This is a genomic window from Okibacterium fritillariae, from assembly GCF_052783725.1.
Genome location: NZ_CP199917.1, coordinates 129,503 through 155,661, shown reverse-complemented (window position 1 = coordinate 155,661; position 26,159 = coordinate 129,503). Strand labels below are relative to the sequence as shown.

23 protein-coding genes and 1 pseudogene are annotated in these 26,159 nt (G+C 69.0%); 7 read left to right on the top strand and 17 right to left on the bottom strand.

The features are described from left to right. Nucleotides 1–147: 147 nt before the first annotated feature. The 3 genes from ACUWEX_RS00715 to ACUWEX_RS00705 all read right to left on the bottom strand — a co-directional run bounded on the left by ACUWEX_RS00715 (nt 148) and on the right by ACUWEX_RS00705 (nt 2,551). A complete protein-coding gene (locus ACUWEX_RS00715; protein ID WP_445996769.1) occupies nt 148–366 on the bottom strand; it encodes a hypothetical protein in 219 nt (72 codons plus the stop codon). An 84-nt stretch (nt 367–450) separates the two neighbouring features. Then, nucleotides 451–1,893 carry an MATE family efflux transporter gene (locus tag ACUWEX_RS00710; RefSeq protein ID WP_445996768.1) on the bottom strand — a complete coding sequence of 481 codons (1,443 nt, stop codon included), beginning with the start codon at nt 1,891–1,893 and terminating at the stop codon, nt 451–453. A gap of 211 nt (nt 1,894–2,104) precedes the next feature. Then, a complete protein-coding gene (locus tag ACUWEX_RS00705) occupies nt 2,105–2,551 on the bottom strand; it encodes a MarR family winged helix-turn-helix transcriptional regulator (RefSeq protein ID WP_079726390.1) in 447 nt (148 codons plus the stop codon). Nucleotides 2,552–2,650: 99 nt separating this feature from the next. Between ACUWEX_RS00705 and ACUWEX_RS00700 the strand changes: the two genes are divergently transcribed. After that, the gene (locus tag ACUWEX_RS00700; protein ID WP_445996767.1) at nt 2,651–3,106 is read left to right on the top strand and encodes a MarR family winged helix-turn-helix transcriptional regulator; all 456 of its coding nucleotides are present in this window, start codon (nt 2,651–2,653) and stop codon (nt 3,104–3,106) included. Nucleotides 3,107–3,183: 77 nt separating this feature from the next. Here ACUWEX_RS00700 and ACUWEX_RS00695 read toward each other — a convergent pair whose 3' ends face one another. From ACUWEX_RS00695 to ACUWEX_RS00655, 9 genes are all read right to left on the bottom strand, one after another. Continuing rightward, nucleotides 3,184–5,271, bottom strand: coding sequence for an ABC transporter ATP-binding protein (locus ACUWEX_RS00695; RefSeq protein WP_445997591.1), 2,088 nt, complete (start codon nt 5,269–5,271; stop codon nt 3,184–3,186). Further along, entirely contained in the window at nt 5,271–7,007 is a 1,737-nt protein-coding gene (locus ACUWEX_RS00690; protein WP_445996766.1) for an ABC transporter ATP-binding protein, read from the bottom strand. Before ACUWEX_RS00690 ends, ACUWEX_RS00695 begins: the two co-directional genes overlap by 1 nt. 183 nt (nt 7,008–7,190) lie before the next feature. Continuing rightward, on the bottom strand, nt 7,191–8,165 hold the full coding sequence (locus ACUWEX_RS00685) for an NAD-dependent epimerase/dehydratase family protein (protein WP_445996765.1): 975 nt from the start codon (nt 8,163–8,165) through the stop codon (nt 7,191–7,193). Further along, on the bottom strand, nt 8,162–11,089 hold the full coding sequence (locus tag ACUWEX_RS00680) for an alpha/beta fold hydrolase (protein ID WP_445997590.1): 2,928 nt from the start codon (nt 11,087–11,089) through the stop codon (nt 8,162–8,164). The genes ACUWEX_RS00685 and ACUWEX_RS00680 overlap by 4 nt, the downstream gene beginning before the upstream one ends. An 8-nt stretch (nt 11,090–11,097) precedes the next feature. Then, complete coding sequence (locus ACUWEX_RS00675) at nt 11,098–12,120, bottom strand: 3-oxoacyl-ACP synthase III (RefSeq protein WP_079726385.1); 1,023 nt, start codon at nt 12,118–12,120, stop codon at nt 11,098–11,100. 176 nt (nt 12,121–12,296) lie between these two features. Next, nucleotides 12,297–12,917 carry a response regulator transcription factor gene (locus ACUWEX_RS00670; RefSeq protein ID WP_079727860.1) on the bottom strand — a complete coding sequence of 207 codons (621 nt, stop codon included), beginning with the start codon at nt 12,915–12,917 and terminating at the stop codon, nt 12,297–12,299. 11 nt (nt 12,918–12,928) lie between these two features. Next, complete coding sequence (locus ACUWEX_RS00665; protein WP_445996764.1) at nt 12,929–14,032, bottom strand: sensor histidine kinase; 1,104 nt, start codon at nt 14,030–14,032, stop codon at nt 12,929–12,931. Nucleotides 14,033–14,465: 433 nt separating this feature from the next. Next, nucleotides 14,466–15,380: an aldo/keto reductase gene (locus ACUWEX_RS00660; protein WP_079726383.1), complete on the bottom strand. Its 915-nt coding sequence runs from the start codon at nt 15,378–15,380 to the stop codon at nt 14,466–14,468. Continuing rightward, complete coding sequence (locus ACUWEX_RS00655; protein WP_445996763.1) at nt 15,377–16,411, bottom strand: NADPH:quinone reductase; 1,035 nt, start codon at nt 16,409–16,411, stop codon at nt 15,377–15,379. Before ACUWEX_RS00655 ends, ACUWEX_RS00660 begins: the two co-directional genes overlap by 4 nt. Before the next feature lie 174 nt (nt 16,412–16,585). Here ACUWEX_RS00655 and ACUWEX_RS00650 point away from each other — a divergent pair, with 174 nt between their 5' ends. The 3 genes from ACUWEX_RS00650 (at nt 16,586) to manA (ending at nt 19,670) form a co-directional block, all read left to right on the top strand. Further along, on the top strand, nt 16,586–17,368 hold the full coding sequence (locus tag ACUWEX_RS00650) for an isocitrate lyase/PEP mutase family protein (protein WP_445996762.1): 783 nt from the start codon (nt 16,586–16,588) through the stop codon (nt 17,366–17,368). Between the two features lie 74 nt (nt 17,369–17,442). Next, on the top strand, nt 17,443–18,279 hold the full coding sequence (locus ACUWEX_RS00645; RefSeq protein ID WP_445996761.1) for an alpha/beta fold hydrolase: 837 nt from the start codon (nt 17,443–17,445) through the stop codon (nt 18,277–18,279). A 173-nt stretch (nt 18,280–18,452) separates the two neighbouring features. Further along, the gene (manA, locus tag ACUWEX_RS00640; protein ID WP_445996760.1) at nt 18,453–19,670 is read left to right on the top strand and encodes a mannose-6-phosphate isomerase, class I; all 1,218 of its coding nucleotides are present in this window, start codon (nt 18,453–18,455) and stop codon (nt 19,668–19,670) included. Nucleotides 19,671–19,683: 13 nt separating this feature from the next. Here the strand turns inward: manA and ACUWEX_RS00635 are convergent, their stop codons facing one another. From ACUWEX_RS00635 to ACUWEX_RS00625, 3 genes are all read right to left on the bottom strand, one after another. Beyond that, complete coding sequence (locus ACUWEX_RS00635) at nt 19,684–20,250, bottom strand: TetR/AcrR family transcriptional regulator (RefSeq protein WP_445996759.1); 567 nt, start codon at nt 20,248–20,250, stop codon at nt 19,684–19,686. Next, nucleotides 20,243–21,094, bottom strand: a complete 852-nt coding sequence (locus ACUWEX_RS00630; protein WP_445996758.1) for an alpha/beta fold hydrolase — start codon at nt 21,092–21,094, stop codon at nt 20,243–20,245. Before ACUWEX_RS00630 ends, ACUWEX_RS00635 begins: the two co-directional genes overlap by 8 nt. A 97-nt stretch (nt 21,095–21,191) precedes the next feature. Beyond that, complete coding sequence (locus ACUWEX_RS00625) at nt 21,192–21,689, bottom strand: DUF6328 family protein (RefSeq protein ID WP_079726376.1); 498 nt, start codon at nt 21,687–21,689, stop codon at nt 21,192–21,194. A gap of 176 nt (nt 21,690–21,865) precedes the next feature. On the opposite strand from ACUWEX_RS00625, the gene ACUWEX_RS00620 reads away from it, so the two are divergent. Continuing rightward, nucleotides 21,866–22,537 (top strand): fluoride efflux transporter FluC, encoded by a 672-nt coding sequence (locus ACUWEX_RS00620; RefSeq protein ID WP_234990922.1) that lies wholly within the window; start codon nt 21,866–21,868, stop codon nt 22,535–22,537. Further along, entirely contained in the window at nt 22,534–22,917 is a 384-nt protein-coding gene (gene crcB / locus ACUWEX_RS00615) for a fluoride efflux transporter CrcB (protein ID WP_079726375.1), read from the top strand. Before ACUWEX_RS00620 ends, crcB begins: the two co-directional genes overlap by 4 nt. A 17-nt stretch (nt 22,918–22,934) precedes the next feature. On the opposite strand, the gene ACUWEX_RS00610 is transcribed toward crcB, so the two are convergent. Then, nucleotides 22,935–23,951, bottom strand: coding sequence for a putative RNA methyltransferase (locus ACUWEX_RS00610; protein WP_445996757.1), 1,017 nt, complete (start codon nt 23,949–23,951; stop codon nt 22,935–22,937). On the opposite strand from ACUWEX_RS00610, the pseudogene ACUWEX_RS00605 reads away from it, so the two are divergent. After that, a pseudogene (locus ACUWEX_RS00605) lies at nt 23,945–25,765 on the top strand (alkyl sulfatase dimerization domain-containing protein); the annotation flags it as partial. The gene ACUWEX_RS00610 and the pseudogene ACUWEX_RS00605 overlap by 7 nt on opposite strands. A gap of 195 nt (nt 25,766–25,960) precedes the next feature. On the opposite strand, the gene ACUWEX_RS00600 reads toward ACUWEX_RS00605, so the two are convergent. Beyond that, nucleotides 25,961–26,134: a hypothetical protein gene (locus tag ACUWEX_RS00600; protein ID WP_445997589.1), complete on the bottom strand. Its 174-nt coding sequence runs from the start codon at nt 26,132–26,134 to the stop codon at nt 25,961–25,963. Between the last annotated feature and the right edge of the window lie 25 nt (nt 26,135–26,159).

Below are 26,159 nucleotides of genomic sequence, written 5' to 3'. Positions count from 1 at the left end.
GTGGAACACGAACAACGCCGTGTGGGAAGGCTAACGCGCGTCGCCGCATTCGCCATTCCCCCGCCGCATCCGCCATCGCACGTCGGGGCCTGGGGGTTGTCCCCCAGCGGGACGGGCGCTCGCACCATGCCGTGCGCGAGCGGCCGCTCATAGCGTCGAAACATGAGCTTCAAAACAGCATTGAACGCCGATGTCGGCACGGCCGATCGCTCGGCAACCCGTGGTCGCGACGGCGCCGTCGATCTCGTGCGGGCAGCCTGCCTCGTCCTCATCGTGGCGCTGCACGCCCTCATGGTGGGTGTCAGTGATGATCTCAGCCAACGCGCTCGGCATCGTCGGCGTGGTCTCGCTGCTCGTCGTCGGCATCACACCTCTCACCGCCCTGATCAGCGTGACCCTCCTGGCCGCGGCCCTCGTCTTGACGCGTGGGCCCGCCGATTCGCGCGTCGGTCAGACGGCGGCTTCCTCCAGCATCCGCTCGGCGCGTTCGGCGCTGCCCTCGGCGAGCCCGCGGTCGATGGACCGGTGCGACCCCACGAGCAGCCCGATGCCGACCAGCAGCATCACGCCCTCGGTCACGGTCAGCGCCCAGATGATGCCGGGCAGGCCGAACCACAGGTTGCCGAGCAGCACGACGGGGATGAAGAGCAGGCCCTGCGTGAGCGACATGGTCGTCGCGGCCACGGCTCGACCCGTCGCCTGGAACGTCGACGTCAGCAGTCCCGTGAACCCGTTCGCGATCATGGCCACGAGCTGCGCGGTCAGGACGGTGGCGCCGAGGGCTAGCACTGAGGCATCCGACACGAACGCACCGAAGAGTTGCTCACGGAACACGAAGGCCAGGCTCGCCGCGACCAGCCCGATCGCGCCCACCGTCACGGCCGAGGTGCGCACCGCCGCCGCGAATCGCGCGCGGTCACCCTTGCCGTAGGCGTAGGCGAGCAGCGGCAGCACGCCCAGCGTCACGCCCATCAGCAGGAACTCGGGCACCTGGGCGATGCGCACCGCGACCCCCATGGCCGCGAGCGCGCCGTCGCCATAGTTCGCGGCGAGGTTGTTGAGCACGAGCGCCGTCACGATGAGGAACGACGCCTGGAACAGCTCGCTCACCCCCACCGCGAACACGGGCTTCACCACGGCGGGCGACAGCGTGAACCAGCGCGGCGCCAGGCTCAGGTGCTCGCTGTTGCGGTGCAGCCACACGGCGAAGTAGCCGATCACGACGAAGTTCGCGAGCCCCACCGCCAGCGCCGCCCCCGCCACACCCCAGTGCAGCACCAGGATGAACAGCACGTCGAAGACGACGTTCGCAATCGTGGATGCGATGAGCCCCACCATCACCTGACGCGAGGCGCCCTCGGCCCGCACGAGCTGTTCGAGACAGAACGCGGCGGCGAGAACGGGCACGAACGCCAGCGTGACGGCGACGAATCCGGCCGTGGCGGGGGCGGATGCGGCATCCGCACCGAGCAGCGCGACGAGCGGGTTGAGCAGCAGCAACCCGATGCCACCCAGCACGGCGCCCACGATCACGGCGCCCCACACCGAGAACGCGGACACGTGCTTGATCTCGGATGCTTTCGCGGGATCGTGTTCGGCGGCCCCGAGCAAGCGTGAGATGAGCGCGCCGCCTCCCGTTCCGAAGACGCCGCCGACCGCCATGACGAGCGCGAGCAGCGGCGAACCGAGAGTGACGGCCGCGAGCAGCGTCGTGTCGTGCAGCGAGCCGATAAACCCGGCGTTGATCACGTTGTAGACGGCGCCGACGATCATGGCGGCCGCCATGGGGATGCAGAGATGGATGAGGGCGCGCACGATGGGCGCCGAGGAGAGGTACCAGCGGTTGGAGCCGACCGTGTCGGCGGACGGGTTGGACGGGTTCTGAATGCTCATGACTGCTCCTTTCTGGGCAGGTCAGAGCGCGCGCCGACGAACGCCGGCACGGCGAGGATGGGTGTGTGGGCGCGCCGAACACCGCCTTGAGACGGCGGTCGTCTGCGCGGTGCGTGCCCCTGATGGGCATGACGAAGGTCGAGCTGTCGGTGGCGCTACTCCGACAGCGAGCGGATGTTCGAGCTACACGGCCGGGGCCGCGTATCGCCGGCTACGGCCGGGTCGGTTGGGGCAGTTTCGCGGTGATCTTGAGTAGGAGCGCGTCGAGTGCGGCGCGCTCGTCGGCGGTCAGCGGTTCGAGAATGGTCTCGTCGACCGCGGCGACCGCGTCGGCAAACCCGGCGACCAGTTCGGCGCCGGCCGGGGTGGCATAGACCCGTTTGCGGCGTTCGTCACCGTTCTCGGTGCGCCGCTCGATGAGCTCGCGTCGCTCGAGACCCTGCAGAAGGCTCGAGACGCTGGCCGGTGCCGTGCGACTCACCTGGGCGATGTCTCGCTGAATAGAACCGGGGTTCTGCACCAGATAGCCCAGCACGAAACCCTGTTCGTGGCTGAGCCCGCGCGTGCGGATCCAGTCTTCGGCAGCCTTGCGCTGCGCCAACCCGATCCACCTCACGAGCCCCAACGTTCCGCCGGGTCCGGTCCATTCTTCGCTCATGGTTAGAACTCTAACAGTTAGATCCCTAACATTCAACGACGAACCTCGAATCGGGCGAAAGCGTGCGCATCACCCAGCCCGATCGGGCATCCTTAACCCATGACCGACGCCACTCCCAGCCGGCAAGACGCCATCAGTTCGCTCGAACAGGATGTCGGGCGCCTCGTGCGCACGGCGCGCCGGGTCGTGGCCAAGAACGCCGACGCGTTCGACGCCGGCATGCAGCCGACCACCTACCTGGTGCTGCGGACGATCGTGCGACGACAGCCCGTGCGCCCCGCCGACATCGCGACCGAGACCGGCATGGACAAGAGCTTCGTGAGCCGCCAGCTGAAGCTGCTCGCCGAGGCCGGTTTCGTCGTCAGCGTCGCCAACGATTCGGATGGCCGCGTGCGCGCGTTCAGCGCCACCCCCGAGGCCCAGGCCCGCCTCACCGCCATCCGCTCGGCCACGCACGAACGCTTCGGCCGCGCCCTCGACGCCTGGTCGGACGACGATGTCGTGCGCTTCGCCCAACTGCTCTCGACCTTCAACGACGAAGTCACCATCCTCTGACGCACGGCGCAGCCCACTCGGGGCTACGACTCCGCCCGTCGGACGAAACGTCGCGCACGCGCGCAGCAGCGCACGCGTCAGCTGTGCAGCCCCGCCGCCTCGGCATCGGCCACGAGCTCGTCCTGACCGCCGCGGAACTGCGTGCGATAGAGCTCGGCATAGGACCCGTTCGCGGCGAGCAGCACGTCGTGCGACCCCTGCTCGACGATGCGCCCGTTTTCCATCACGAGGATGGTGTCGGCATCGCGGATCGTGGACAACCGGTGCGCGATCACGAACGACGTGCGGTCGGTGCGCAGCGCGGCCATGGCGTGCTGCACGAGCAGCTCGGTGCGGGTGTCGACCGACGAGGTCGCCTCGTCGAGGATGAGCAGCTTGGGCTGCGCGATGAACGCGCGCGCGATGGTGATGAGCTGCCGCTCGCCCGCCGAGATGCTGCCACCGTCGGCGTCGATGACGGTGTCGTAGCCGTCGGGAAGCTGGCGCACGAACCGGTCGACCATGGTGGCTTCGGCGGCCGCCGTCACCTCGTCGTCGGTGGCATCGAGGCGCCCATAGCGGATGTTCTCGCGAATCGACCCCTCGAACAGCCACGCGTCTTGCAGCACCATGCCCACCTGCGAGCGCAGCTCGGCCCGCGACAGGGCCGTCACGTCGACACCATCCAGCAGGATGCGCCCGCCGGTCAGCTCGTAGAACCGCATGACCAGGTTGACGAGCGTGGTCTTGCCGGCGCCGGTCGGCCCGACGATGGCCACCGTCTCGCCCGGTTTGGCCGAGAACGACAGATCCTCGATGAGCGGCTTCTCGGGCGTGTAGCTGAACGAGACGCCGTCGAATTCGACGTGCCCGTCGGCGCTCTCGGGCAGATGCGCCGTGACGGTGTCGGGGTCTTGTTCGTCGGCGTCGAGCAGCTCGAAGGTGCGCTCGGCCGACGCCACGCCGGATTGCAGCTGGTTGGCCATGCCGGCGATCTGGCCGAGCGGCTGCGAGAACTCGCGCGAGTACTGGATGAAGGCCGTCGCGTCGCCGAGCGTCATCTGGCCCGAGGCCACGCGCAGCCCGCCGACCACGGCGATGAGTACGTAGGACAGGTAGGACACGAACGTCATGGCTGGCATGATCATGCCCGAGACGAACTGGGCGCCGAACGCGGCGTTGTAGAGCTTGTCGTTGCGCTCGTCGAACTCCTTCAGCATCTCTTTGTCGCGGCCGAAGACGCGCACGAGTTCGAGCCCGGAGAACGACTCTTCGATGTGCCCGTTGAGCGAACCGGTGTTCTTCCATTGCGCCGAGAACAGCTTTTGCGAGCGCGAACCGATCACACCGGCCACGAGCGCCGAGAGCGGCAGGGCGATGAGCGCGATCAGGGCCAGCTGCCACGACACGATGAACATCATGGCGATGATGCCGATCACGGTGAGGGCCGATTGCACGAGCTGCGAGAACGCCTGCTGCAGCGCGGTCTGGATGTTGTCGACGTCGTTCGTCACGCGCGACATGAGGTCGCCGCGCTGGCGGGTGTCGAAGTAGCTGAGCGGCAGGCGGTTGAGCTTCGTCTCGATGTCCTTGCGCAGCTTGTAGACGACGCGCATGACGAGGCCGTTGAGCACATAGCCCTGCGCCCAGTTGAGCGTCGAGGCGATGACATACATGCCGAGCACGATGATGATGAGGCGGCCGAGCACCATGAAGTCGATGCCCTGACCCGGCACGACACCGGATGCCTCGATCATGTCGGCGTATTGACCGTTGCCGTTTGCACGGGCCGCCGACGCGACCTGGTCGAGCGTGGCGCCCGCTGGCAGCTGCGCGCCGAGCACACCCTTGAAGATGGTGTCCATGGCCTGGCCGAGGATCTTGGGCGCGATCACGGTGAGCACGACCGACACGACCACCAGGGCCACGACGAGCGTCATCTTCGCCTTCTCGGGCCCGAGCAGTCCCATCAGCCGTTTGGCCGACGGCCAGAACTGCTGCGCCTTCTTGGCCGGGGCACCGCCGAACATGTCGCCGTCGGCCTCGCTCGGCACGAATTCGGGGTCGAGTAGCTCGTCTTCGGTGGCCGTGATCTCGGTCGCCTGCCGGGTGTCGGCCGAGCCGGTGTCGGCGGAGCGGGCGTCGGATGCGGCGCCGCGACGATCCTTGCGCGGTGAACGGGCCATCATGCCACCCCTTCCGTGGTCAGCTGCGATTCGACGATCTCACGGTAGGTGTCGTTGGTCTCGAGCAGTTCGTCGTGCGTCCCGCGGCCCACGATGGCGCCGTTGTCGAGCACGAGGATGTGGTCGGCTTCGCGGATGGTGGCGATGCGCTGGGCCACGATGATGACGGTCGCGTCGCTCGTGTCTTTCGCGAGCGCCGCACGCAGCCGGGCGTCGGTCGCGACATCCAACGCCGAGAAGGAGTCGTCGAAGAGGTAGACGCGCGGGCGGGCCACGAGGGCGCGCGCGATGCACAACCGCTGCCGCTGGCCGCCCGAGACGTTGGTGCCGCCCTGGGCCACCCGGTCGTCGAGCTGTTTCGGCTTGGCGCGCACGAAGTCGTCGGCTTGCGCGGTGTGCAGCGCGGCCCAGATCTCGGTCTCGTCGGCGTCGGGCCGCCCGAAGCGCAGGTTCGACCCGATGGTGCCCGAGAAGAGGTAGGGCTTCTGCGGCACGATGCCCACGACGCCCGCCATCTGCTGGCGGGTGAGCGCCGACACGGGCACGCCGTCGATGGTGACCTGACCCTCTTGCGGGTCGTAGAGGCGCGGGATGAGCGATAGCAACGTCGTCTTGCCCGAACCCGTCGAGCCGACGATCGCGGTGGTCTTGCCCGGCTCGGCCGTGAACGTGACGTCGTCGAGCACGGGACGCTCGGCGCCCGGGTAGCCGAACGTGACATGGCTGAACTCGACGCGACCGGCCGTGGGGATGCGCACATCGGCGTTCGTGGGCACCTCGAGGCTGGGCGTCGTTTCGAGCACCTCGGTGATGCGCTCGGCGCAGACCACGGCGCGCGGGATCATCATGGCCATGAAGACGCCCATCATGACGGCCGTGAGGATCTGCAGCAGGTATTGCAGGAACGCGGTCAACGAGCCGACCTGCATCTCGCCGGCCTCGACACGCTGGCCGCCGAACCACAGCACGGCCGCGGTGGCCAGGTGCAGCACCATCATGATGACGGGGAACATGAGCACGAAGATGTTGCCGACCTTGACCGAGACGCGCGTGAGCGCCTCGTTGGCCCGGTCGTAGCGCTCGGATTCGAACGGCTCGCGCACGAAGGCCCGCACCACGCGGATGCCGACGATCTGCTCGCGCAGCACGCTGTTGATGCCGTCGATGCGGTCTTGCATGAGGCGGAAGAGGGGCAGCAGCAGGTAGACCAGGAACCCGACGATGATGAAGAGCAGCGGAACACTCACCCACACGAGCCACGACAGCCCGGCGTCTTCGCGCAGCGCCATGATGATGCCGCCGACGCACATGATGGGCGCCGAGACCATGAAGTTGAGCGCCATGAGCACGAGCATCTGCACCTGCTGCACGTCGTTGGTACCGCGCGTGATGAGGGTGGCGCTGCCGAAGCCGCCCACCTCGAGGGCGCCGAGCGAATCGACCTTGCGGTAGACCTCGCGTCGCAGGTCTCGGCCGATGGCCATGGCCGCCTTGGCGCCGAAGTAGACGCCGCCGATGGCCGCGGCGACCTGCACGAGGCAGACCGTGAGCATGGTCATGCCCGTGGCCCAGATGAAGTCGGTATTGCCCGTGGAGACACCCTCGTCGATGATCTGGGCGTTGAGGCTCGGCAGGTAGAGCGCCGCGATGGTCGAGATGAGCTGCAGCGCAAAAACCGCGACCAACCAGCCCTTATAGGGCTTGGCTGTGCGCCATGTGAGGGCTAGGAGAGCCACCTGTGCTCCTTCGGGGGTGTCGGCCGGGCGCGCAGTCGGGAGGCTGCCAGCCGGGCCGTTTCATTCTCCCCCCGCGGGGCGCGATGCACCATCAAAACATTCCGAGGGCGCAGTGTGGGGATGCCAGAATGTTACTACAGACCGCCGACACCGGTGCTCGCGAGACGTGCGGGCACCGCTTCCCTACCGGTAATACGCGGCGAGTCGCCGGAAACCCTCGTCGAGCGACACCTCGGGTGTCCACTCGAGGTCGCGCCGCGTGCGCCGCTGGTCGAACCAGTGCGCGGTCGACAGCTGCTCGGCGAGGAAGCGCGTCATGGGCGGTTCGTCGACACCGGGTTTGACCGACCACAGCGCCTCGACGGCCGAACCCGCCGCGCGCGCCACCGACGCGGGAACCCGCCAGGCGGGAACCGGGGCACCCGCGGCCTCGCAGATCGACGCCAGGATGTCGGCGACCGGACGGGGCTCGCCATTCGTCACCACATACGAGTTGCCGTGCACGGCATCGACGCGGCGCAGGGCGGCGGCGATGGCGGAGGCGGCGTTGTCGACGTAGACGCTGTCGATGAGTGCGGCGCCGTTGTCGAGGATGGGCAGTCGGCCCGAACGCGCACGGTCGACGACGCGCTCGATGAGTTGCGTGTCCCCCGGGCCCCAGACGAGGTGGGGGCGCACGACGACGACGCGCAAGGCATCCGAGTCGCGGGAGAGGGCGAGCAGTTCGGCCTCGGCCTTGGTGCGCGCATAGTCGCCGTGGGCCCGCTCGGGGTCGGCGGGCCGGGCGTCGTCGCCCACGATCGACGATCCGGAGTGCGCCACCGACGGCGACGACACGAAGACGAAGCGCTCGACGCCGGCGATGCGGGCGGCGTTCAGGAGCATGCCCGTGCCTCCCACGTTGACGCGGTGGAAGTCGGCCGGGTCGCCCGCGAGCGAGACCTTGGCCGCCAGGTGCACGATGGCATCGACACCGTCGACGGAGCGGGCGGTGGCCGCGGCATCCGTCACCGAGCCGAGGTGGTCTTCGAAACCCGGCTCACCCGCCAGGCCCGAGGGTCGACGCTGGAACGTGCGCACCGTGTGGCCCTGCGCGGCGATCGCGCGGGCCGTGGCACCGCCGAGCAGACCGGATGCTCCCGTGACGAGAACCTTCACGGCTGACGCATCCGTCCGCCCGCGAGCACGTCGGCGGCCCAGCGCGACAGGCCGCTGCGGTCGATCTTCGAGTTGTGGCGAATGTCGGTGGGCAGGCGCGGCACCTCGAGCACGGCCGCGACCGGCACACCGGCTACTCCGCGAATGGATGAGGTGAGCTCGCGATCTGCCAACGCCACCCGCCGCGCGGGCGAGGCCGTCTCGACGATCACGACGATCTGCTGCGTGCCGCGCGGACCGACCCCGACGACGGCGGCGCGGGCCACCCGGTCGAGCGATTCGACGCGCTGCTCGGGCGCGACGGGTGTGACGACACCGTCGGGCGTGGCGATGACGTGGGGCAGGCGACCCTCGACCCACAGGCGGCCGGCCTCGTCGAGGTGTCCGACATCGCCCGTGCGGTGCCAGCGGGTGCGCGTGGATGCCGCGGCGGCAGCGGCCGAGACGGCCCCGGGTGAGCCATCCCCAGTGTCGCGGCGGTCGGCGAACGCGGAGTCGGTGCCCACGCGGGAGGCGCGATCCGTCATCCAGAGCCGGTCGTAGTTGCTCTTGAGGTGCGGGGCCGAGACGACGATCTCGCCCGTGACACCGGCTTCGGTCGTGGGCTCGCCGACGGGTTGCCCGAGGTCGTCGAGCGCGCTGATGCGCACCTGCACGGACGCCGCGGGCGTTCCCACGCACACGCCGCCGACCGCTCGGGATGCTGCGGCCTCGCGGATGCCGTCGAGCGAGATGTCCGTCATCAGCAGGCCCTCGGTCATGCCGTAGGGGGTGTGGGCGCTGGCGTTCGGCATGAGGTCGGCCGCGGCGGCGAGCAACGATTCCGAGACGGGGGCGCCGGCCGACAGGAACGTCTGCACACCGGCGAGGGCGTCGTGCTGGGCGTCGGTCAGGGCATCCGCGGTGGCGACGACGTTGGTGACGGCGGCGGGCGACAGGAAGACGACGGTCGCATCGACGGCCGCGGCGGCCTGGGCTACGGCCGTCGCAGTGAGGGTTTTGGGCGAGGTGACGTCCATATCGGGCGTGACCGAGCGGGCGCCGAGAGCCGGGCCGAGCAGCGCGAACGGCGCGAAACCGGCGACCAGGCCCGTTCCCACCCCGACGCCGTACTGGGCGGCCAGGGTGTCACGGATGGCGCCGAGCTGAGCGTGGCTATATACGACGCCCTTCGCGGGGCCCGTCGAACCCGACGTGAACAGGATGGCGGCGGTGTCGCTCGGAGCGGGCGCTTCGGGCAGCGTCGCGCCGCGCCCGTCGCGCACCAGCTCGGCGAGCGTGTGCGAGATGCCGAGCGCACGGGCGACCGCGCGCGGGAACGTCGCGACCGAGATCTTCTGGCCCGGCCAGCCGAGGGCGCGTGCGGCCGCGAGCCCGGGGGCCGCTCCGATCACGTGGTCGGCCTGGGCGCCACGCACGGCGCGCGTCAGACCGGGCAGGCCGAGGCCCGCGTCGGCGACGACCACCACCGCGCCGAGGCGCAGGCAGGCATAGAGAACGGCGGTCAGGTCGGCGCCGGGCTGCACGAGCAGCGACACGCGGTCGCCCTTCTTCACGCCCACGCCGGCCAGGCCGGCGGCGATCTCGCGCACGCGCCGCGACAGCAGTTTCCAGCTGACGACGCGCGGTTCGGCGCCGTTTCCGGGGTTCATCTCCACCAGGGCCGTCTCGCCGCTGTCGCTCAGCTCGTCGAGATAGTGCCAGAGCGGCCGATCGGATGCCGCGGCACCCGTTTCGGCGTCATCCGAGGCCTTCTCGACCAAAGCCGCCTTCGAGCCCTGCGCGACCGACGCGTCAGACCCGTCGGCCAAGCCTCCAGAAGGAGCGGTCGAGCGAGAGGAGCGGGACGAGCCATCGATATCCGACGCAGCCGCCTTCGAACCGGTCGCGACGGTATCGGCGTAGTCCTCGGTCGGTTGTTCAGAGCGAGCAGCGCCGGTCGTGACGCGCGCGGCGTTGTCGCCGAGCCACGTGAGCAGGGCACCGGCGTAGTCGACGTCCTCGGCGATCAGGTGCCCGGCACCCTCGAAGCGGTGCACATCGGCGTGCGGCAGGCGGTCGATCAGGTCGTCGAGGTAGCGGTCGCTGAAGATCGGGTCGCGCGGGCCCCACAGCATGACGGCGGGCACCGTCAGGCGGCGCAGGGCCGACGAGATGCGGGTCAGCTCGGCAAAGCTCTGGTGTGAGGCATCCACCGGGATGTCGGCGACGAAACCACCGATGCCCCCGCGCCGGGCCGCGCCGCGATAGGGCGCCCGATAGGCATCCTTCACCGCGCGGGAGACGGCCGGGTGGCCGAGCGCCAATGTGGTCTCGAGGAAAGCGGGGGTGGCCACGGTGGCCTGACCGAGCACGCCGCGCGCCAACGCGAGCCGCAGCGGCGCCGGGATGGGCGCGTCGGACGGCTGGTGGATCGCGGTGTTCAGCAGCATCAGGCCGCTGAGCAGCTCGGGATGATCGACCGCCCAGCCCATCGAGACGACGCCGCCCCAGTCGTGGCCCAGCGTGACGACGGGGCCCTCGAGCCCGATCGCGAGCGTGAAGTCGGCGAGGTCGCGCACGCGCTGCGCGAGCGGACGGTGCACGCCCGTGCGCTCCGAGAAGCCCATGTCGAGCTGGTCGACGGCGATGACGCGCCAGGCGTCGCCCGAGCCCGTCGCCGCGAGATCCGTGGCCTGCTGCACGAGCTCGCGCCAGAGGTAGGACCAGGTGGGGTTGCCGTGCACGCACAGGATGGTGCCGACGGGCGTGACGCCCAGGCGATCGAGTTCGGCGCCGTTGTCGAGCGCATGCCATCCGCGGGTGGTGCCGATGGCGTCGCCCGAGTCGGGGACGAGGGCGATGCGGGAGAAGCGGGAGTCGAGCCCCGGCAGGCCCTGGGGTGGCATCGACGCGGGCGCCGGGGTGCGTGCGGCACCCGGCATCCGGTCTGTCACCACGCGATTTCCATCATGGCGGTGTTGAGGCCGGAGCCCACGCCCATGAGCAGAACGCGGTCGCCCTTCTTCAGGGTCTCTTTCTCGGCCTCGAGCGTGATGGGGATGGAGGCGGGCCCGACGTTGCCGTAGTGCGGGTAGGTGACGGGAACCTTGCTGCGGTCGATGTGCGCGGCCTTGACGATGGCGTTGGTGTGCACCTCGCTGACCTGGTGCAGGATGTAGCGGTCCATGCTGGACCAGTTCCAGTCGCGTTTGGCCTCTTTCCAGGCCGAGACGACGAGTTCCATGCCGCCCTTGAGCAGGGCCTTGGCGTCGGTGAACATGCCGTCGACGCTGCCCACGCACAGTTCGTTGAACTGCGTGGCCGCGCGCGTGACGCCGCCCAGGATGCGGTGACCCTCGGGATGCAGGTCGGCGGGGCCGATGACGGCCGCCGCGGCACCCGAGCCGAGCGTGAGGCTGGCGAACTCGCTCATGAATTCTTTGCGGCCGATGCCGCCCTTGCTGAGGCGCTCGATGGTGTTGACCTGGATCTCGTCGGCGTCTTCGCCGTCGACGATCATGGCGTATTTGATCTGGCCCGACTCGATGAGCTGGGCGGCGAGCGACATGCCGTTGACGAAGCCGAGGCACGCGTTGGCGATGTCGAAGTTGATGGCCGACGACGGCAGGCCGAGCCCGTTGTGGATGCGCACGGCAACCGACGGCTCGAGGTGCTTGCGCGTGACCGACGTGTTGATGATCAGGCCGATCTGCGACGGCTCGATGCCGGCCTCGGCCAGCGCCTTCTTGCCCGCTTCGACCGCGGCGTCGTCGAAGTTCTGACCCTCGTCCCAGTTGCGGCGCTCGAGCACTCCCGCGACCCGCTGCAAAAGACCCTGAGGCAGCTTCAGCTTCTTCAGAACCGGCTGCAAGCGACTGTCGATGTCTTCACTCGTCGTGATGCGGGGGGCGATCGTGGTCGCCACCGACAGCAATGCGACGTTGCTGTGAGTCGTCGTTGCGTTTCCGTCCAACGGGTAGTCCTATCGAGTTATTGGTCTGGTCGCGGGTGAAAACACACACCACCGGTCAATTGTTCCGTATTTCCCATGCACCGAGAGGAATGAGGGGTTACTCGGGCATCCGCTCATTTTCCCACGTTTCCCTGGGCACTGGATGCTCACTGCCTGGGGGCTTGCGCCCGCCCCTTCTAGGCGTCGTGGCCGAGCACGCCGAGCAACAGGGCGCGGCGCACGGCGTCGATGCGCGACGTGGCGCCCAACTTGGCATAGAGGTTGCTCGTGTGCCGCTTGACGGTGCCCTCGGTGATCGACAGTTCGCTCGCGATCTCGGCATTGGAGCGCGCCAGTGCGATGAGGCGCAGAACCTCGTATTCGCGCGGCGAGACGAGCCCCACGTCGACACCCACGGCGGTCTGGTCGGTGCGCGCGGCGACCGCGTGCACGGCGCGCAACAGGTCGGCGCTCGGCATGGTCTTCGTCAGGTAGGCGGCCGCGCCGGCCTGACGCAGCGACTCGGTGAGCATGGCGTCGCGGTGCATGGTGAGCACGACGATGCGGGTCTCGGGGGCCTGGCGGCGGATGCGGCGCACCGTGGTGGCCGCACCGGGGCCCGGCATCTCGACGTCAAGCAGCAGCACGTCGGGCCGGTGCGCGATGGCCACGCGCAGGGCGTCGTGCCCGTCCGAGGCCTCGGCGACCACGTCGACGAGTGGGTCGTGTCCGAGAATCGCGACGATCCCGTCGCGGAACAGATCGTGGTCGTCGGCGATGGCGAGGCGGATGACGGGGGCGACGGGCTTCGTGGGCATCGGCATCGGCATCAGCCGCGGCTCGCAGCGGCGGCGCCGGAAACGGCGGGGACGGTCGGAACGTCGAGGCGAATGCGGGTGCCGGCCGAACAGCTGTCGATCTCTAGCGTGGCGCCGACGGCATCCGCTCGCTCTTGCATGCCGACGAGGCCGAGCGAGCCGCCGCGGCGCACGGTGGGGTCGAACCCGGGGCCGTTGTCGGTCACGCGCACGACCACGCTCTCGTCGAGCCACTCGGTCGACACGTGCATGCGGGTGGCGCCGCGCGCGTGTTTGCGCACGTTGCGAATCGCCTCGAGCACGATCGTGAACGTCTCTTCGCCCACGTCGAGCGCGAGCCGCACGGGCGTTCCCGCGGTCGTGAACTCGGGCGCCGGCGGGATCGACCGCGATTGGTCGAGGTAGTTCTTGATCGCCTCGTCGAGGAAGGCCGCGCCCACGAGCTGGCGGATGTCGAAAGCCATGCCCTGCACGTCTTCGAGCGTCGTGCGCAAGATCTCGACGGCGTCGTCGAGGTGGCCCACGTCGCCCGCGATCGAGCTGAGTTCGACGCGCTGCAAACCCGCCGCGATGCCGTGGGCCACGCGGTCGTGCAGCGCGCGCGAGATGCGTTTGCGCGAATCTTGGTCGGCCTGCGCCAGCTGCACGCGCAGACCCTCGACGTAGGCGATGGCTCCGGGCGGGAAGCGACGCCACAGGGCGTGATGCAGGGTGTTGGCGATGCGCTGGGTGAGGGCGACGGCATCCGCGGCGGGTGCCGTGGTGTCGACGTAGAGCTCGACGAGAACGGGCAGCGCGACGAAGTAGATCACCTCGGCGGCCATGAGATTCTCGGCGGGGTCGGCGTTCTGGGTCGCCCGCAGGCGGCCGACGCGATCGAGGTCGGCGGGGCTGGAATAGTCGACGGCGACGGGTGAGGTGACGCGAGTGCCGTCATCCGGATGCGTGAGCACCAGCGACTCGGTCAGGATCGAGCGCGCCTGCTGCTCGAAGATCGGGTCGAGGGCGCCGCCCGAGGCGTGAGAACTGCCCCGCTCCTCGAGCGCGGTGACCAGATCGGCGATGATACGGTCGATCGTCTCGCGGTGCGGCGGACGCGTGGCCCCGTCACTCATCTCGCCTCCCCCGATCGTGATCCGTGGGGTACGACACCGTCCCCTCCGTCGATCATGTCTCAGTCCCGGGAGAAGTGCACATCGAGCGGCGAGGGCCACTACATCTAAAGTCACATTTTGTGAGACGAACGCCCTACTTCTGGCCGGAAACCGCGCCAAATCGGGACATTCTGCTGCCTGTCGGCACCGACGCGGTGTTATGTTTCCAGCGCTAGCACCGCCCCGGCCCTGTTCGGGCGCGAGACGGCGCCGGCCGTCGGAGATCTATCGATGGGGAATCGATGGGGGGAGCCTCCGATGTGCCGGAACAGCTCCGACTTTGTCGTTGAGCACAGAGAGAGCGGGATCGCCTGGGGAGGCGGCCCCGCTCTCTCTGCGTCTGCGGACGTCTCGGCGCGCGGTGCCGCGTAGACACCCGCCGATGCGTCAGCGTTTAGACGACGGCATCCAGCGTCTGGTATTCGTCGTCGCTCAGCTCGATGAGGGCGCCCTGCAGGTTGTCCTCGAGGTGCGAGACGCTCGACGTGCCCGGAATGGGCAGCATGGCGGGCGAACGGCGCAGCAGCCACGCGAGGGCCAGCTGGCTCGGCGTCGAACCGTGCGAGGCGGCGATCTCGGTGAGCGGGCCGTCTTCCTTGGTGAGCTCGCCCGTGGCCAGCGGGAACCACGGGATGAATCCGATGCCGTTCTCGGTGGCGTAGTCGAGCAGCGCCTCGGACTTGCGGTTGGTCAGGTTGAACAGGTTCTGCACCGACACGATGTCGACGATCTTCTGGGCCGCCTGCAACTCGTCCACGCTCACCTCGGACAGGCCGATGTGGCGCACCTTGCCCTCATCCTGAAGCTTCTTCAGCTCGCCGAGCTGCTCCTCGAGCGGCACCTTCGGGTCGATGCGGTGCAGCTGCAGCAGGTCGATGCGCTCGACGCCGAGGTGGCGCAGGTTGAGCTCGGTCTGCTGACGCAGGTACTCGGGGCGTCCGACGGGGATCCACTCGCCCGGGCCCTGGCGCGTGAAGCCCACCTTCGTGGCGATGACGAGGTCGTCGGTGTAGGGATGGAGCGCCTCGCGGATGAGAGCATCCGTCACATAAGGGCCGTAGGCGTCGGCCGTGTCGATGAGGTTCACGCCGAGTTCGACGGCGCGACGCAGCACGCGGATGGCCTCGTCGCGGTCGCGCGGTTCGCCCCAGACGCCGTCACCCGTGAGCTGCATGGTGCCGTAGCCCAGGCGGTTGACCGTGAGGTCGCCGCCGAGGGTGAAGGTGCCGGATGCCTCGGCGGGGCGTTCGGTGCCGTTCGCGTTCGTGCCGGTGGTGGCGTTGTTCGTGGTGTTCGAGGTGTCGGTCATCGGTTCTCCTTCTGGGTCACGTCGATCAGCACCTTGCCGACCGTGTTGTTCTCGACGGCGTCGTGCGCCTGGGCGGTCTCGGCGAGCGCGAAACGGTGCAGCGGCAGGCCGGCTTCCTCGCCCACCGCGAGCGCACCGTCGGCGATGGCATCCGAAACGGCGTCGACGGCGTTCTGCTTCTGCGTGCTCGTCGTCGTGTAGGTGAGGATGAATTGGAAGCGGATGTTCTTCACCATGCTCTCCCGGAACGGCACCGCGAGCGGTTCGCTCGAGTCGGTGGCATAGAGGGAGAGGGTGCCGGAGGGCGCGATGACGGCGAGGTCGGCCTCGAGGTTGGCATAGGGGTTCACGTCGACGATCACGTCGACGCCACCCGCGGCGATGTCGCGCACGCGGGCTGCGACATCCTCGGTGCGGTAGTTGATGATGTGGTGAGCGCCGGCCGCACGCGCCAGGGCGGCCTTGTCGTCGCTCGACACCGTAGTGATGACGGTGGCCCCGGCCCAGACAGCGAGCTGGATGGCGGCGTGACCGACGGCCCCGGCGCCTCCCGTGACCAGGATGGTGCGGCCGTGCAGGCTCGCGGGCGTGAGTCGATCGGGCAGGGTCTCGGATGCCGTGAGCGCGCGGTGTGCGGTCAGCGCGGGAATCCCGACCGAGGCGCCCACATCGAGCAAGGCCTCGTCGGGCAGCGGAACGACCTGGTATTCGGGCAGCACCACATACTCCTGCGCGGTGCCGTCGTCGCGCTGCCAGGCGGCATCCCACACCCACACGGGGTCGCCCACGCGCACGTGCTCGACGTCGTCGCCGATCGCGTCGACGAAGCCTGCCCCGTCTTGATTGGGCACCTTCGGGGTGTCGAACTCGTCGCTCGAACCCGAGCCGGCGCGCGACTTCCAGTCGGTGGGGTTCACGCCCGAGACGACGATGCGCACGCGCACTTCGCCCTTCGAGACCTCGGGCACCGGCTTATCGACCAGCTCGAGAACGCTCGAATCACCCGTGCGTCGGTACTGAACAGCCTTCACGTCTTCCTCCTCGACAAAAACGATGGGCGGGCGACGGGCCCGTCAGTGTCGGCAACGCGGCGGGCCCGGTCACAATTCCGAGCGCCGCGATGTGCACCGCTTCTGTCTTAGCCCAGGAAGCTGAAGGTTGCTCAGCCCGTTGCCCGCCGAGGCATCCGGGTGTAACGCTGGAGCATGACTACTGAACAGGTGACCAAAGACCGTGCGCTCGCGTTGCAGGCGCTGCACCAGGACTCGAAGATTCTGAGCGTCGTGAACGTGTGGGATGCCGTGAGCGCGAAGGCCGTCGCGGCGCTGCCCCAGACATCCGCCATCGCCACCGCCGGGCACTCCATCGCCGCGAGCTACGGCTATGAAGACGGCGGCATGCCGCTCGACGTGGCCCTGGCCGGCGTGAAGACCGTGGTGGATGCCGTCGACCTGCCCGTGACCGCCGACCTCGACGACGGCTACTCCGACCCCGCCGAGACCATTCGCCGTGCCATTGCGCTCGGTGTCGTCGGCGCCAACGTGGAAGATCGCCTGCGCCCCTTCGACGAGTCGGTGCAGCGCGTCAGCGCCATCATGCGCGCGGCCGAGCAGGAGGGTGTGGCCTTCCAGCTGAACGCCCGCACCGACGCCATCGTGCGCGGCGGCGACCGCCCGGCCCACGAGAGCATCGAGGATGCCATCGCCCGAGGTAAGGCGTTCCTGGACCAGGGTGCGGCCCTCGTCTTCGTGCCCGGCGCACTCGACCGCGAGGCCATCGAGCGTCTCGTCGAGGGCCTCGGAGCGAACAAGCTGTCGGTCATCGGCGCCCCCGGTGCCCTGCCGGCCCCGGAGCTCGAGGCGCTCGGCGTGGCCCGCGTCTCTTACGGCCCGTTCACCCAGCGCGTAGCACTGCGGGCGCTGCAGAACCTCGCCAGCGACCTCTACGGCGGCGGCGTCATCCCCACCGACACGCCGGCCCTTAACTGACCAATCCGAAGCGGCGGATGACGCCGAAACACCTCTGAGCAGCGTCGCCGCGAGTGGCGCAGAAAAGGACTGTCATGACCGAGATCACCGCACACCACGGACTTCTGAAAGACATCAACCTGCACGTCGACGACACCGGGGGAAACGGCCGACCCGTCGTGCTGATCCACGGTTGGCCGCTCTCGGGTGAGTCCTGGGCGCACCAGGTGGCCGCCTTCGAGGCAGCCGGGCACCGCGTCGTCACGTACGACCGCCGCGGTTTCGGCCGCAGCGACAAGCCGCTCACCGGCTACAGCTACGACACGCTGACCGAAGACCTGCACGCCGTGCTCGAAGCCCTCGACCTGAACGACGTCACGCTCGTCGGATTCTCGATGGGCGGCGGCGAGGTGGCGCGGTACTTCACAAAGTACGGTGCCGAGCGCTTGCGCAGCGTCGTCTTCGCGGCCGCGGTTCCTCCGTATCTCTTGAAGACGCCCGGCAACCCCGACGGCCCCCTCGAGGCCACGGAAGCCGCCAAGATGACGGCCGGTCTGACCGCCAACCAGGACACGTTCTACGACGATTTCACGAAGAACTTCTTCTCGGTCGACGGCCAGCTGGTCGTGAGCGAAGAGGAGCGCCAGACAGCGCTCACCCTCGCGCACCAGGCCTTCAAGCCGGCCGCGCTCGAGGCCATGGCGTCGTTCGCGAACACCGACTTCCGCGAGGACCTCGAGAAGGTCACCGTCCCGACTCTCGTCATCCATGGCGACGGCGACGCGGTCGTGCCCTTCGAAGGATCGGGTGCCCGCACGCACGCCGCCATCCCCGGCAGCGAACTGCACGTCATCGCCGGTGGGCCGCACGGCATCAACGCGAGCCACCCCGAGGAGTTCAACCGCGTGATCCTCGAGTTCCTGGCACGCTAGTTCCGGGGCGAGTGGCGGGGCGTTCGTCGATCGCTCCGCCACTCGTGCGTTCGGCACGGCGTCGGGCAGGTCCTGTATCGTGCTGAGAAGTGGCCGCAATGGACCGCCCTCCCCGGGGCAGCGACCGTTGCGGTGTCCGCGTGAGCGCAGCTCCCCTGAGAGGACCGCAAAACATGTTCGTCCCCCTCGACGCCACACCCCGCGACTATGCGTGGGGGTCGACCACGGCGATGGCCGAGCTGCTCGGCACGACGCCATCCGGTGCGCCCGAGGCGGAACTGTGGTTGGGCGCTCACTCGGGTCGACCGACGCCGATCGCAGCGGGGGCGCCCGTGAGCGAACACGCCGACCTCGCCGACTGGTTCGCGAGCGACCCGCGCACGGCACTCGGCAAGCTCGACGAGCTGCCGTTCCTGCTGAAGATCCTCGCCGCGGCGCACCCGCTGTCGCTGCAGGCGCACCCGTCAATGGCGCGCGCCGGGGAAGGTTTCGACGAGGAGGAGCGGCGCGGCGTCCCCCTCGATGCCGCCCACCGCAACTACAAGGACCGCCTGCACAAACCCGAGCTCATCGTCGCGTTGCGCGACGGTTTCCAGGCGCTGTGCGGTTTTCGCGAGCTATCGGGCACCGACGCCCTGCTGGCCGATCTCGCGTCGACCGCGCCCACGGCCGAGCAGGGTGCGCAGGTCGAGGGTTTGCGCGAGAGCCTGGCCGCCCCGGATGGTTTGCGCACGACGGTTGCACGCGTGCTCGGTGAGCCGGCACAGGGACTCGTGAGCGCGGTCGTGGCTGCGGCCGCGGGCGGCGACACATCCTCCGATTTCGCGGCCGAGCGGGCCCTCGTGGCGCGACTGGCCGAGGAGTACCCGGGCGACCCGGGCATCGTCGTGGCGACGCTCGTCAACCTGGTGACGCTGAGCGCGGGCGAGGCCCTGTTCCTACCCGCCGGCAACATCCACGCCTATTTGGATGGCATCGGCATCGAGCTCATGGCCGCGAGCGACAACGTGCTGCGCGGCGGGCTCACCCCGAAGCACGTCGATGTGCCCGAGTTGCTCGACGTGCTCGACTTCGAGCCCCGCCCCGTGCCGCGCCTCGAACCGACCCACCTCGCCGAGGGCCTCGACCTCTTCGTGCCGGGGGATGTGCCGGACTTCGAGCTGCTGCGGGCCGACGTGAGTGCTGCCGACGTCGACTCCGACGCGGCATCCGAGTTCGACCTGCCCGGCCCAGCCATCGCGATCGTCACCGATGGCCAGGTCACGCTCACCGGCAAGCACGGATCGACAACCCTCGACCGCGGGCAATACGCCTTCGTCACACCGGATGAGGGGCGGCTGATCTTCACGGGCAGCGGAACGGTTTTCGTCGCCACGACGCAGGGACGCTAGCGCTCCCGACGCTTTAGCTCTGCGAGCGCAGGCCGCGGTCGACGAGGTCGATGAGCCACTCGAAGCTGTCGTCGACGTCTTCGGCCCAGCGGAATCCGCCTGTCGACTGGATGCTCGCGAACCCGTGGAACATGCTGCGCACGGCGCGCAACGCGTGGGTCGACTGCTCGGGCGCCACGTCGTACCCCTGCAGCACGGCTCTCAGGGGTCGCAGGCCCTCCGCCGCGGCGAGCGCCAGAGGGTCGTCGGGGCTGAGCGGCTCGAAACTCACGGTTGCGGCGTAGCGACCCGGATGCTCGAGCGCGAAGCTCCGGAGCGCGTGCGCCGCAGCGGCGAGCGCATCCCGGCCCGCGAGCCCCTGGATGGCGGCACCCATCGCCTCGCCCGCCTCGGTGAGCGCCAGCGTCGCGATCGCACGGTTGAGGTCGGCCTGGTTCTCGACGTGCTTGTAGAGCGACGGAGTGCGCACACCGACACGCTGGGCGAGCGCCCCCATGCTGAGCGCCGCGAAGCCGATCTCGTCGGCCAGGTCGGCGCCCGCGGCGACGACGGATGCCCGGTCGAGGCCCGCCCTAGGCATGCGAACCGTTGCGGGTGGGGGCGATCGTGCTGAGGAAGGGGAGCATCGCCTCGAGTGTCTCATGCGGCGCCTCGACGTGCGGGTAGTGCCCGGCGCCCTCGATCACGGTCAGCTGGCCGAGGCCGGCGGGCAGATCGGCGAGAATCGCCTCGCCTTCCGCGCGGGGCGACACCCAGTCGGGGTCGTCGGAGCCCTGGATGACGAGCACGGGGCGCGTGACGCGTGGCAGCGCCTGGCCGGCGTCGACGGGCGGGAGCGAGCCCATCTTCTGCAGCACCTTCATGCGGCCCGGCTGCTCGAGCGAGGTGGTGATCTCGGCGAGGCGCCCCGACCAGTCGGCGGGTTTGGCGCCGGGGTAGGCGCCGTCGAGGTATTTCGACCACTGGCGGGTGCTGCCGAGCATGGTCGTCGCGATGAGGTGCAGCGCGCCACGGCGGTAACGAGCCACACCGAAGTCGCCGAGGCGGATCTTCTGCTTGCGCGTGAACGGGCCGAGTTCGACGACCGCGGTGACGAGCTCGGGCGCGTCGGCTGCGGCGATGCTGACGGCGCCGCCCGCGATGGAGTGCCCGACCAGCACCGCCGGGCCACCGAGGTGACGCACGAGGGCGAGCAGATCGCCCGCGATGGCCGTGCGGGTATAGGTGGGCCACTCGACGCTCGATTCACCGCAGCCGCGCAGGTCGACCGAGGCGACGCGGTAGCCCGCCGCCACGAGCGCGGGGGCGATGAAGCGGAACGCCTCGCGACTGTCCCCCATGCCGTGAGCGAGCACGACGAGCGGGCCGGAGCCGACGATGTCGTAAGCGAGGGTGCCTTCATCGAGGGCGAGGAACTCGGTCATGGTGGACTCCTGTCAGTTTCGGCTAACGCCGTTAGCTAAAAACTAACAGCATTAGCTTTGGGTGTCAACCAGCCGGCAGGCCCGCCGAGCTCCCCGGTCAGACAGACTCGTCTTTCGCGCGTCGCAGGATGAGCGGCACGACCACCCAGATGACCGCGACGACCACGAGGATGCCGGCGCCCGCGACGATTCCGGCGGTGCGCCCGATCACGAAATCGCACACGAACATGGCGACGCCGCCGAACAGCAACGAGCCAAGAGCGAGACACACGATCAGGATGCGGCTGGCCGCCGTCACGAGCACGACCTTCGCCCCGCGGCGGAACAGCAAGCGGTGCAGAGCCACGGGTGCGAGAGCGAGCAGGGTGACCGCGGCCGCCAGAAAGACGAGCACGAGGTAGGTCGTCACCTCGAACGCGTCGAGCTTCGTGAAGCGCGCCTGGAACGGGAGGGTGACGAGAAAGCCTGCGAGGATCTGCGTGCCCGTCTGCACCACCCGGAACTCCTGCATGAGTTCGTCCCAGTTGCGGTCGGAACGCTCGTTGGGTGTCTCGTCGCGGCCGTCGTTCGGCGCGGCATCCCTGATCTGCTGCACGTTGCGCCTCCCTCGGCGTGTCGGGCGGTGATCGAGTGCGTGTCTCGCCGCCGCTCGGCCAGAAGTTTAGTCCCGTGGCACGGCACTCGCGCGGGCCTGGCGGCACGATTGTCGCGCCCGTGCGAAGGTGGGAGGATCGACGGGTCGCGTGTGTGCGGCCGTGGGTTGGGAGACACGTGGACGAGCGGGAATCGACATCCGGTGTACACGGCCTGCCCATCGATAGCGATCTCGTCGCCGATGAAGCGCGCCGCCCGCTCAAGCCGCCCTCGTCGAAGCGAACCGGGCTCGCCGGCGCCGAGAAGCCCGCGCATCTGCGATGGTTCCTCATCGCGCTGGTCGCGGTCGGCGGGGCCGTCGGAACGGCCGCGCGCGAGGCGTTGACCCTGGCGTTTCCCGTGCAGACATCCGCCACCGACGGGGCGATCGGTGCCATCGCCCCCGGCCTTCCCCTCACCGTCGGCGCGATCAACGTGGGCGGCGGCTTCGTGCTCGGCATATTGCTGGCCGCTCTCGCCGCGCGCGGGCCGGATGTCGGACGCCGCCGCACCCTGCGCGTGACCTTCGGAACGGGTGTACTCGGCGGCTTCACCACTTATAGCGCCCTCGCCGCCGACACGGCGGGTCTACTCACGAGCGGTTCGCCCGGGCAGCAACTCACCGGCGCCGCCTACGCGGTGGCCAGCATCGTCATCGGCGGGGCGGCGAGCGCCCTGGGCATGTGGGTCGGCGGTCGCGGCGCACGGCTTTCGGACACCCCTACGGTCGGCAACCCCACCCCTCAGGCGGGCAACCGCACTCGAGGCTCCCGCCCGACCACACGATCCGAGAGCGCAGGCGACTCGTGACCCCTGTTCTCTTCGTCGCAATCGCGGTCGCCGGCGGTCTCGGCGCCGCAGCCCGGTTCGTGCTCGACGGGGTTGTGCGTGCGCGCACGACACAGCGCACCACGTTCCCCGTCGGCACCTTCGTCATCAACGCGACGGGCTCGCTCCTCCTCGGACTCGTCGTCGGCCTCACCTCGGCGCAGCTCCTCCCCGAGACGCTGCACGCCGTCGTGGGAGCGGGCTTCCTCGGCGGGTACACCACGTTCAGCACGGCGAGTTTCGAGACGGTGCGGCTGCTGCAGGAGCGGCGTCTCGGCGCGGCCGCCCTGAACGGCTTCGGGATGCTTGCACTCTGCGTGGTGCTCGCCACCGCCGGGCTCATCCTCGGCTCGGCCCTCTGACCGATGCGAGCGGTCGCTCAGCCCTGGTCGGCCGAAGGCTCGCGCGGCGCGAAAGCGGTGGTCACGGTCACCGACACGGTCACGGCAACCGGGTCGGGCAGCTCGGCGACGCGCGCCGCGAGCCTATCGGCATCGACATGGTGGGCGCTCGGCCCCATGAGCACGTCGTTCACGACATCCGCGTGACTCATCGATGTTTCGTATTCGACCGAGGTTGACGACAGGTCGACGAAACCGTCGAGCTGGGCCGCGAGGCGCTCCTGTTTGCGATCGTCGACACCGATCATGCCCAGAGGCCCGATGAGCTCGCGCAGGTGACGAGCGGTGGGCGTGACGACGACGAGCCGGCCGCCGGGCTGCAGCACGCGCAGGATCTCGGGTCGATTGCGCGGCCCGAAAATGCTCAGGATGGCGGCCGCGACGCCCGTCTGCAGGGGCAGCGGTTGCCACACATCCGCCACGACCGCGGCCAGCGTCGGAGCCGGGTCGAGCGTGGAAAGCTGCGCTCCCACGGCCGTCTGCGTCTGGTTGTCCGCGAGGGTCTGCGGTTGCGGCAGGGCGACGGGTGCGCCGCGGCGGGCGGCACGGCGCGCGGCGAATTTCGACAGATCGACGTCGATGCCGCGCAGACGGGGATGCGAGCGCAAGACCCGTTCGAGGTAATAGCCGGTACCGCCAGCCAGGTCGACGACGAGCCCCTGTGGCTTCGCGGTCTCGACGGCATCCGCAACGGCATCCGCGATGCGTGCGTAGTGGCCTCGCTCCAGAAGGGCATCCCGCGCCGCGACCATCTCGGCGTTATCGCCGGTCGACGCGTTGCCACCGCCGCGGAGAAGCGACACATAGCCCTGCTTCGCGATATCGAACCCGTGTCCGCCGTGGCACGTCAGGGCTGCCGCATCCGCATCGAGTTCGACCGGCAGGCCGCACACCGGACAGGCCAGGGCGTCGACCACGGTCGCGAGTGCCGGCAGGCGGCCGGGGCACGTGGACCGTGCGGCCCCGTGCGGATCGCGTGCGGTGTCGGATGTCACGGTTGAAACCCCCTCGAAGGAACCCCAATTCTTCCACGGGAGCATCGCCAGCGACGGGCGAACGGACCGACACGCCGTCAGACGCGAGATCGGCGGCACCCTCCAAACGCTGCAAACTCGGCCCACTCTCGCTTTTCCCGCAGATCGCTCCACTCGTGCTCTATCAGCGGCACGGCGCCGCGAGTACCGTGAGCGCCATGGACAAATACTGGCTGGGCGCAGATGCGGGGATCACGTTCACTCCATCGGGCGAGAACACCGCTTACACCGACAACGCGGACACCGTTCCGCCCGAGATGACGCAGCATTCACGCACCATGAACCCCGGGGTCTTCGAGATCACGGGCAAGGGTGTTTACCAGATCTTCGGCTATGCGCTGTCGGCGTTGACCGTGGTCGAGGGTGACGACGGGCTCATCCTGATCGATCCTCCCGAAGACGTCGAGAAGGGCAAACGCCAGCTCGTCGAGCTGCGCAAGATCAGCGACAAGCCGATCAAGGCCGTCCTCTACTCCCACTGGCACACCGACCATAATGCGGGCGTCAAGGCGTTCATCACGCAGGAACAGGCCGACTCGGGCGAGGTGCTCGTCATTGCGCACCGCGACTTCATGTCGAACATCATCTCGAACTCGATCTCGGGCGACGGCCCGATCATCGCCGTGCGCGCCGACTACTCGCTCGGTGGCCTGCTCGAGGTCGGGCCGAAGGGGCGCGTCAACGGCGGCCTCGGCCCCGACTTCATCATGGAGACGATGTCTCTCGTGACACCCAACACCCTCGTCGACGATCGCCTCGAGCTGACCGTTGCCGGTGTGCGCATGGAAATCTTCTGGGCGCCCTCTGAAGCCATCGACGAGATCGTGACCTGGTTCCCCGACCTTGGCGTGCTGCAATCGGCCGAGGTCATCCAGGGTGAATCGTTCCCCAACCTGCACTCCATCCGGGGCAGCCGCTACCGCGACCCGCAAGCCTGGTTCACGTCGATCGACAAGAACCTCCGCCCGCTGCCCGCCGAGGTCATGATCCCCTCGCACGGGCGGCCCCTCGCCGGTCGCGCCGAGGTCGCCAAGGTGCTCACCGACTACCGCGATGCCATCTCCTACGTCTACGACCAGACACTGCGCTGGATCAACAAGGGCTACCTGCCCGACGACCTGGTCGAGCGCGTGACGCTTCCTGCAGCCCTCGCCGAGAGCGAGTGGCTCGGCAACTTCTACGGCGGAGTGCCCCACTCGGTGCGGCAGATCTATGTGGGCGAACTCGGCTGGTTCAACGCCGACCCGACGACGCTCGCCCCGCTGAACATCCGCGAATCATCGAAGCGCTATGTCGCCTTGCTCGGCGGGCGCGACGCCGTCTTCGCCATCGCGAGCGACGCAACGCGCGACGGCGACCACCAGTGGGCGGCCGAACTCGTCAGCCACCTCGTGCGCATCAATCGGGACGACACCGAGGCGCGGCTTCTCAAAGCCGACGCGTTGCGCGCACTCGGCTATCAGACGCCGAACTCGAACTGGCGCAACTTCTATCTCACGGCGGCGCGCGAACTCGACGGCACCATCGACTACTCGCTCAGCATCGAGATCAACGCGCCCGACCAGATCGCGGCGATGCCCGGTTCCGCCCTGCTCGCGAGTCTGCGTTTCCGCATCGACCCCGAGGTGGCCGGCACGACGACATTCGCCGCGGGCGTTCACGTCCTCGACACCGACGAAACGGTCGGGCTCATCGTGCGCAACGGCGTGCTCGAGGTGACAGATTCCGTCCCGGCCGACGCGCGTTTCGTGCTGAGCGTGCCCAAGCAGGTCGTCGTGGGCATGATCTTCCTCGATGCGCTCGGCGTGCTGAAGAAGGCCGTCGACGGGGCGCCGCCCACTTCACGATGGGCGGGCTCGACGAGGCCGCAACCTTCTTCGGGTTCTTCGAAGCCCACAGCGGGGAGCACATCACACTCGCCGACCGCTAGGAACTGTTCCGCTCGGGCCGGGGCCTCGCAGCGCAGCGACTCAGCGCTGCGAGGCACTCCACTCGAGCGAGTGTTGCACCTGCTCGGCGCTCAATTGCGTCTCGGCGCCGCAATTGGTGCACCGGTTGACGTGCTTCTTCGAGAACGAGAACAGGGGGACGAAGAACAGTGTGAAGCGGTTGGCGCGTTTGATGACCTGCTGCGGGGCCCGCACATTGCACACGGCGCAGACGAACGTG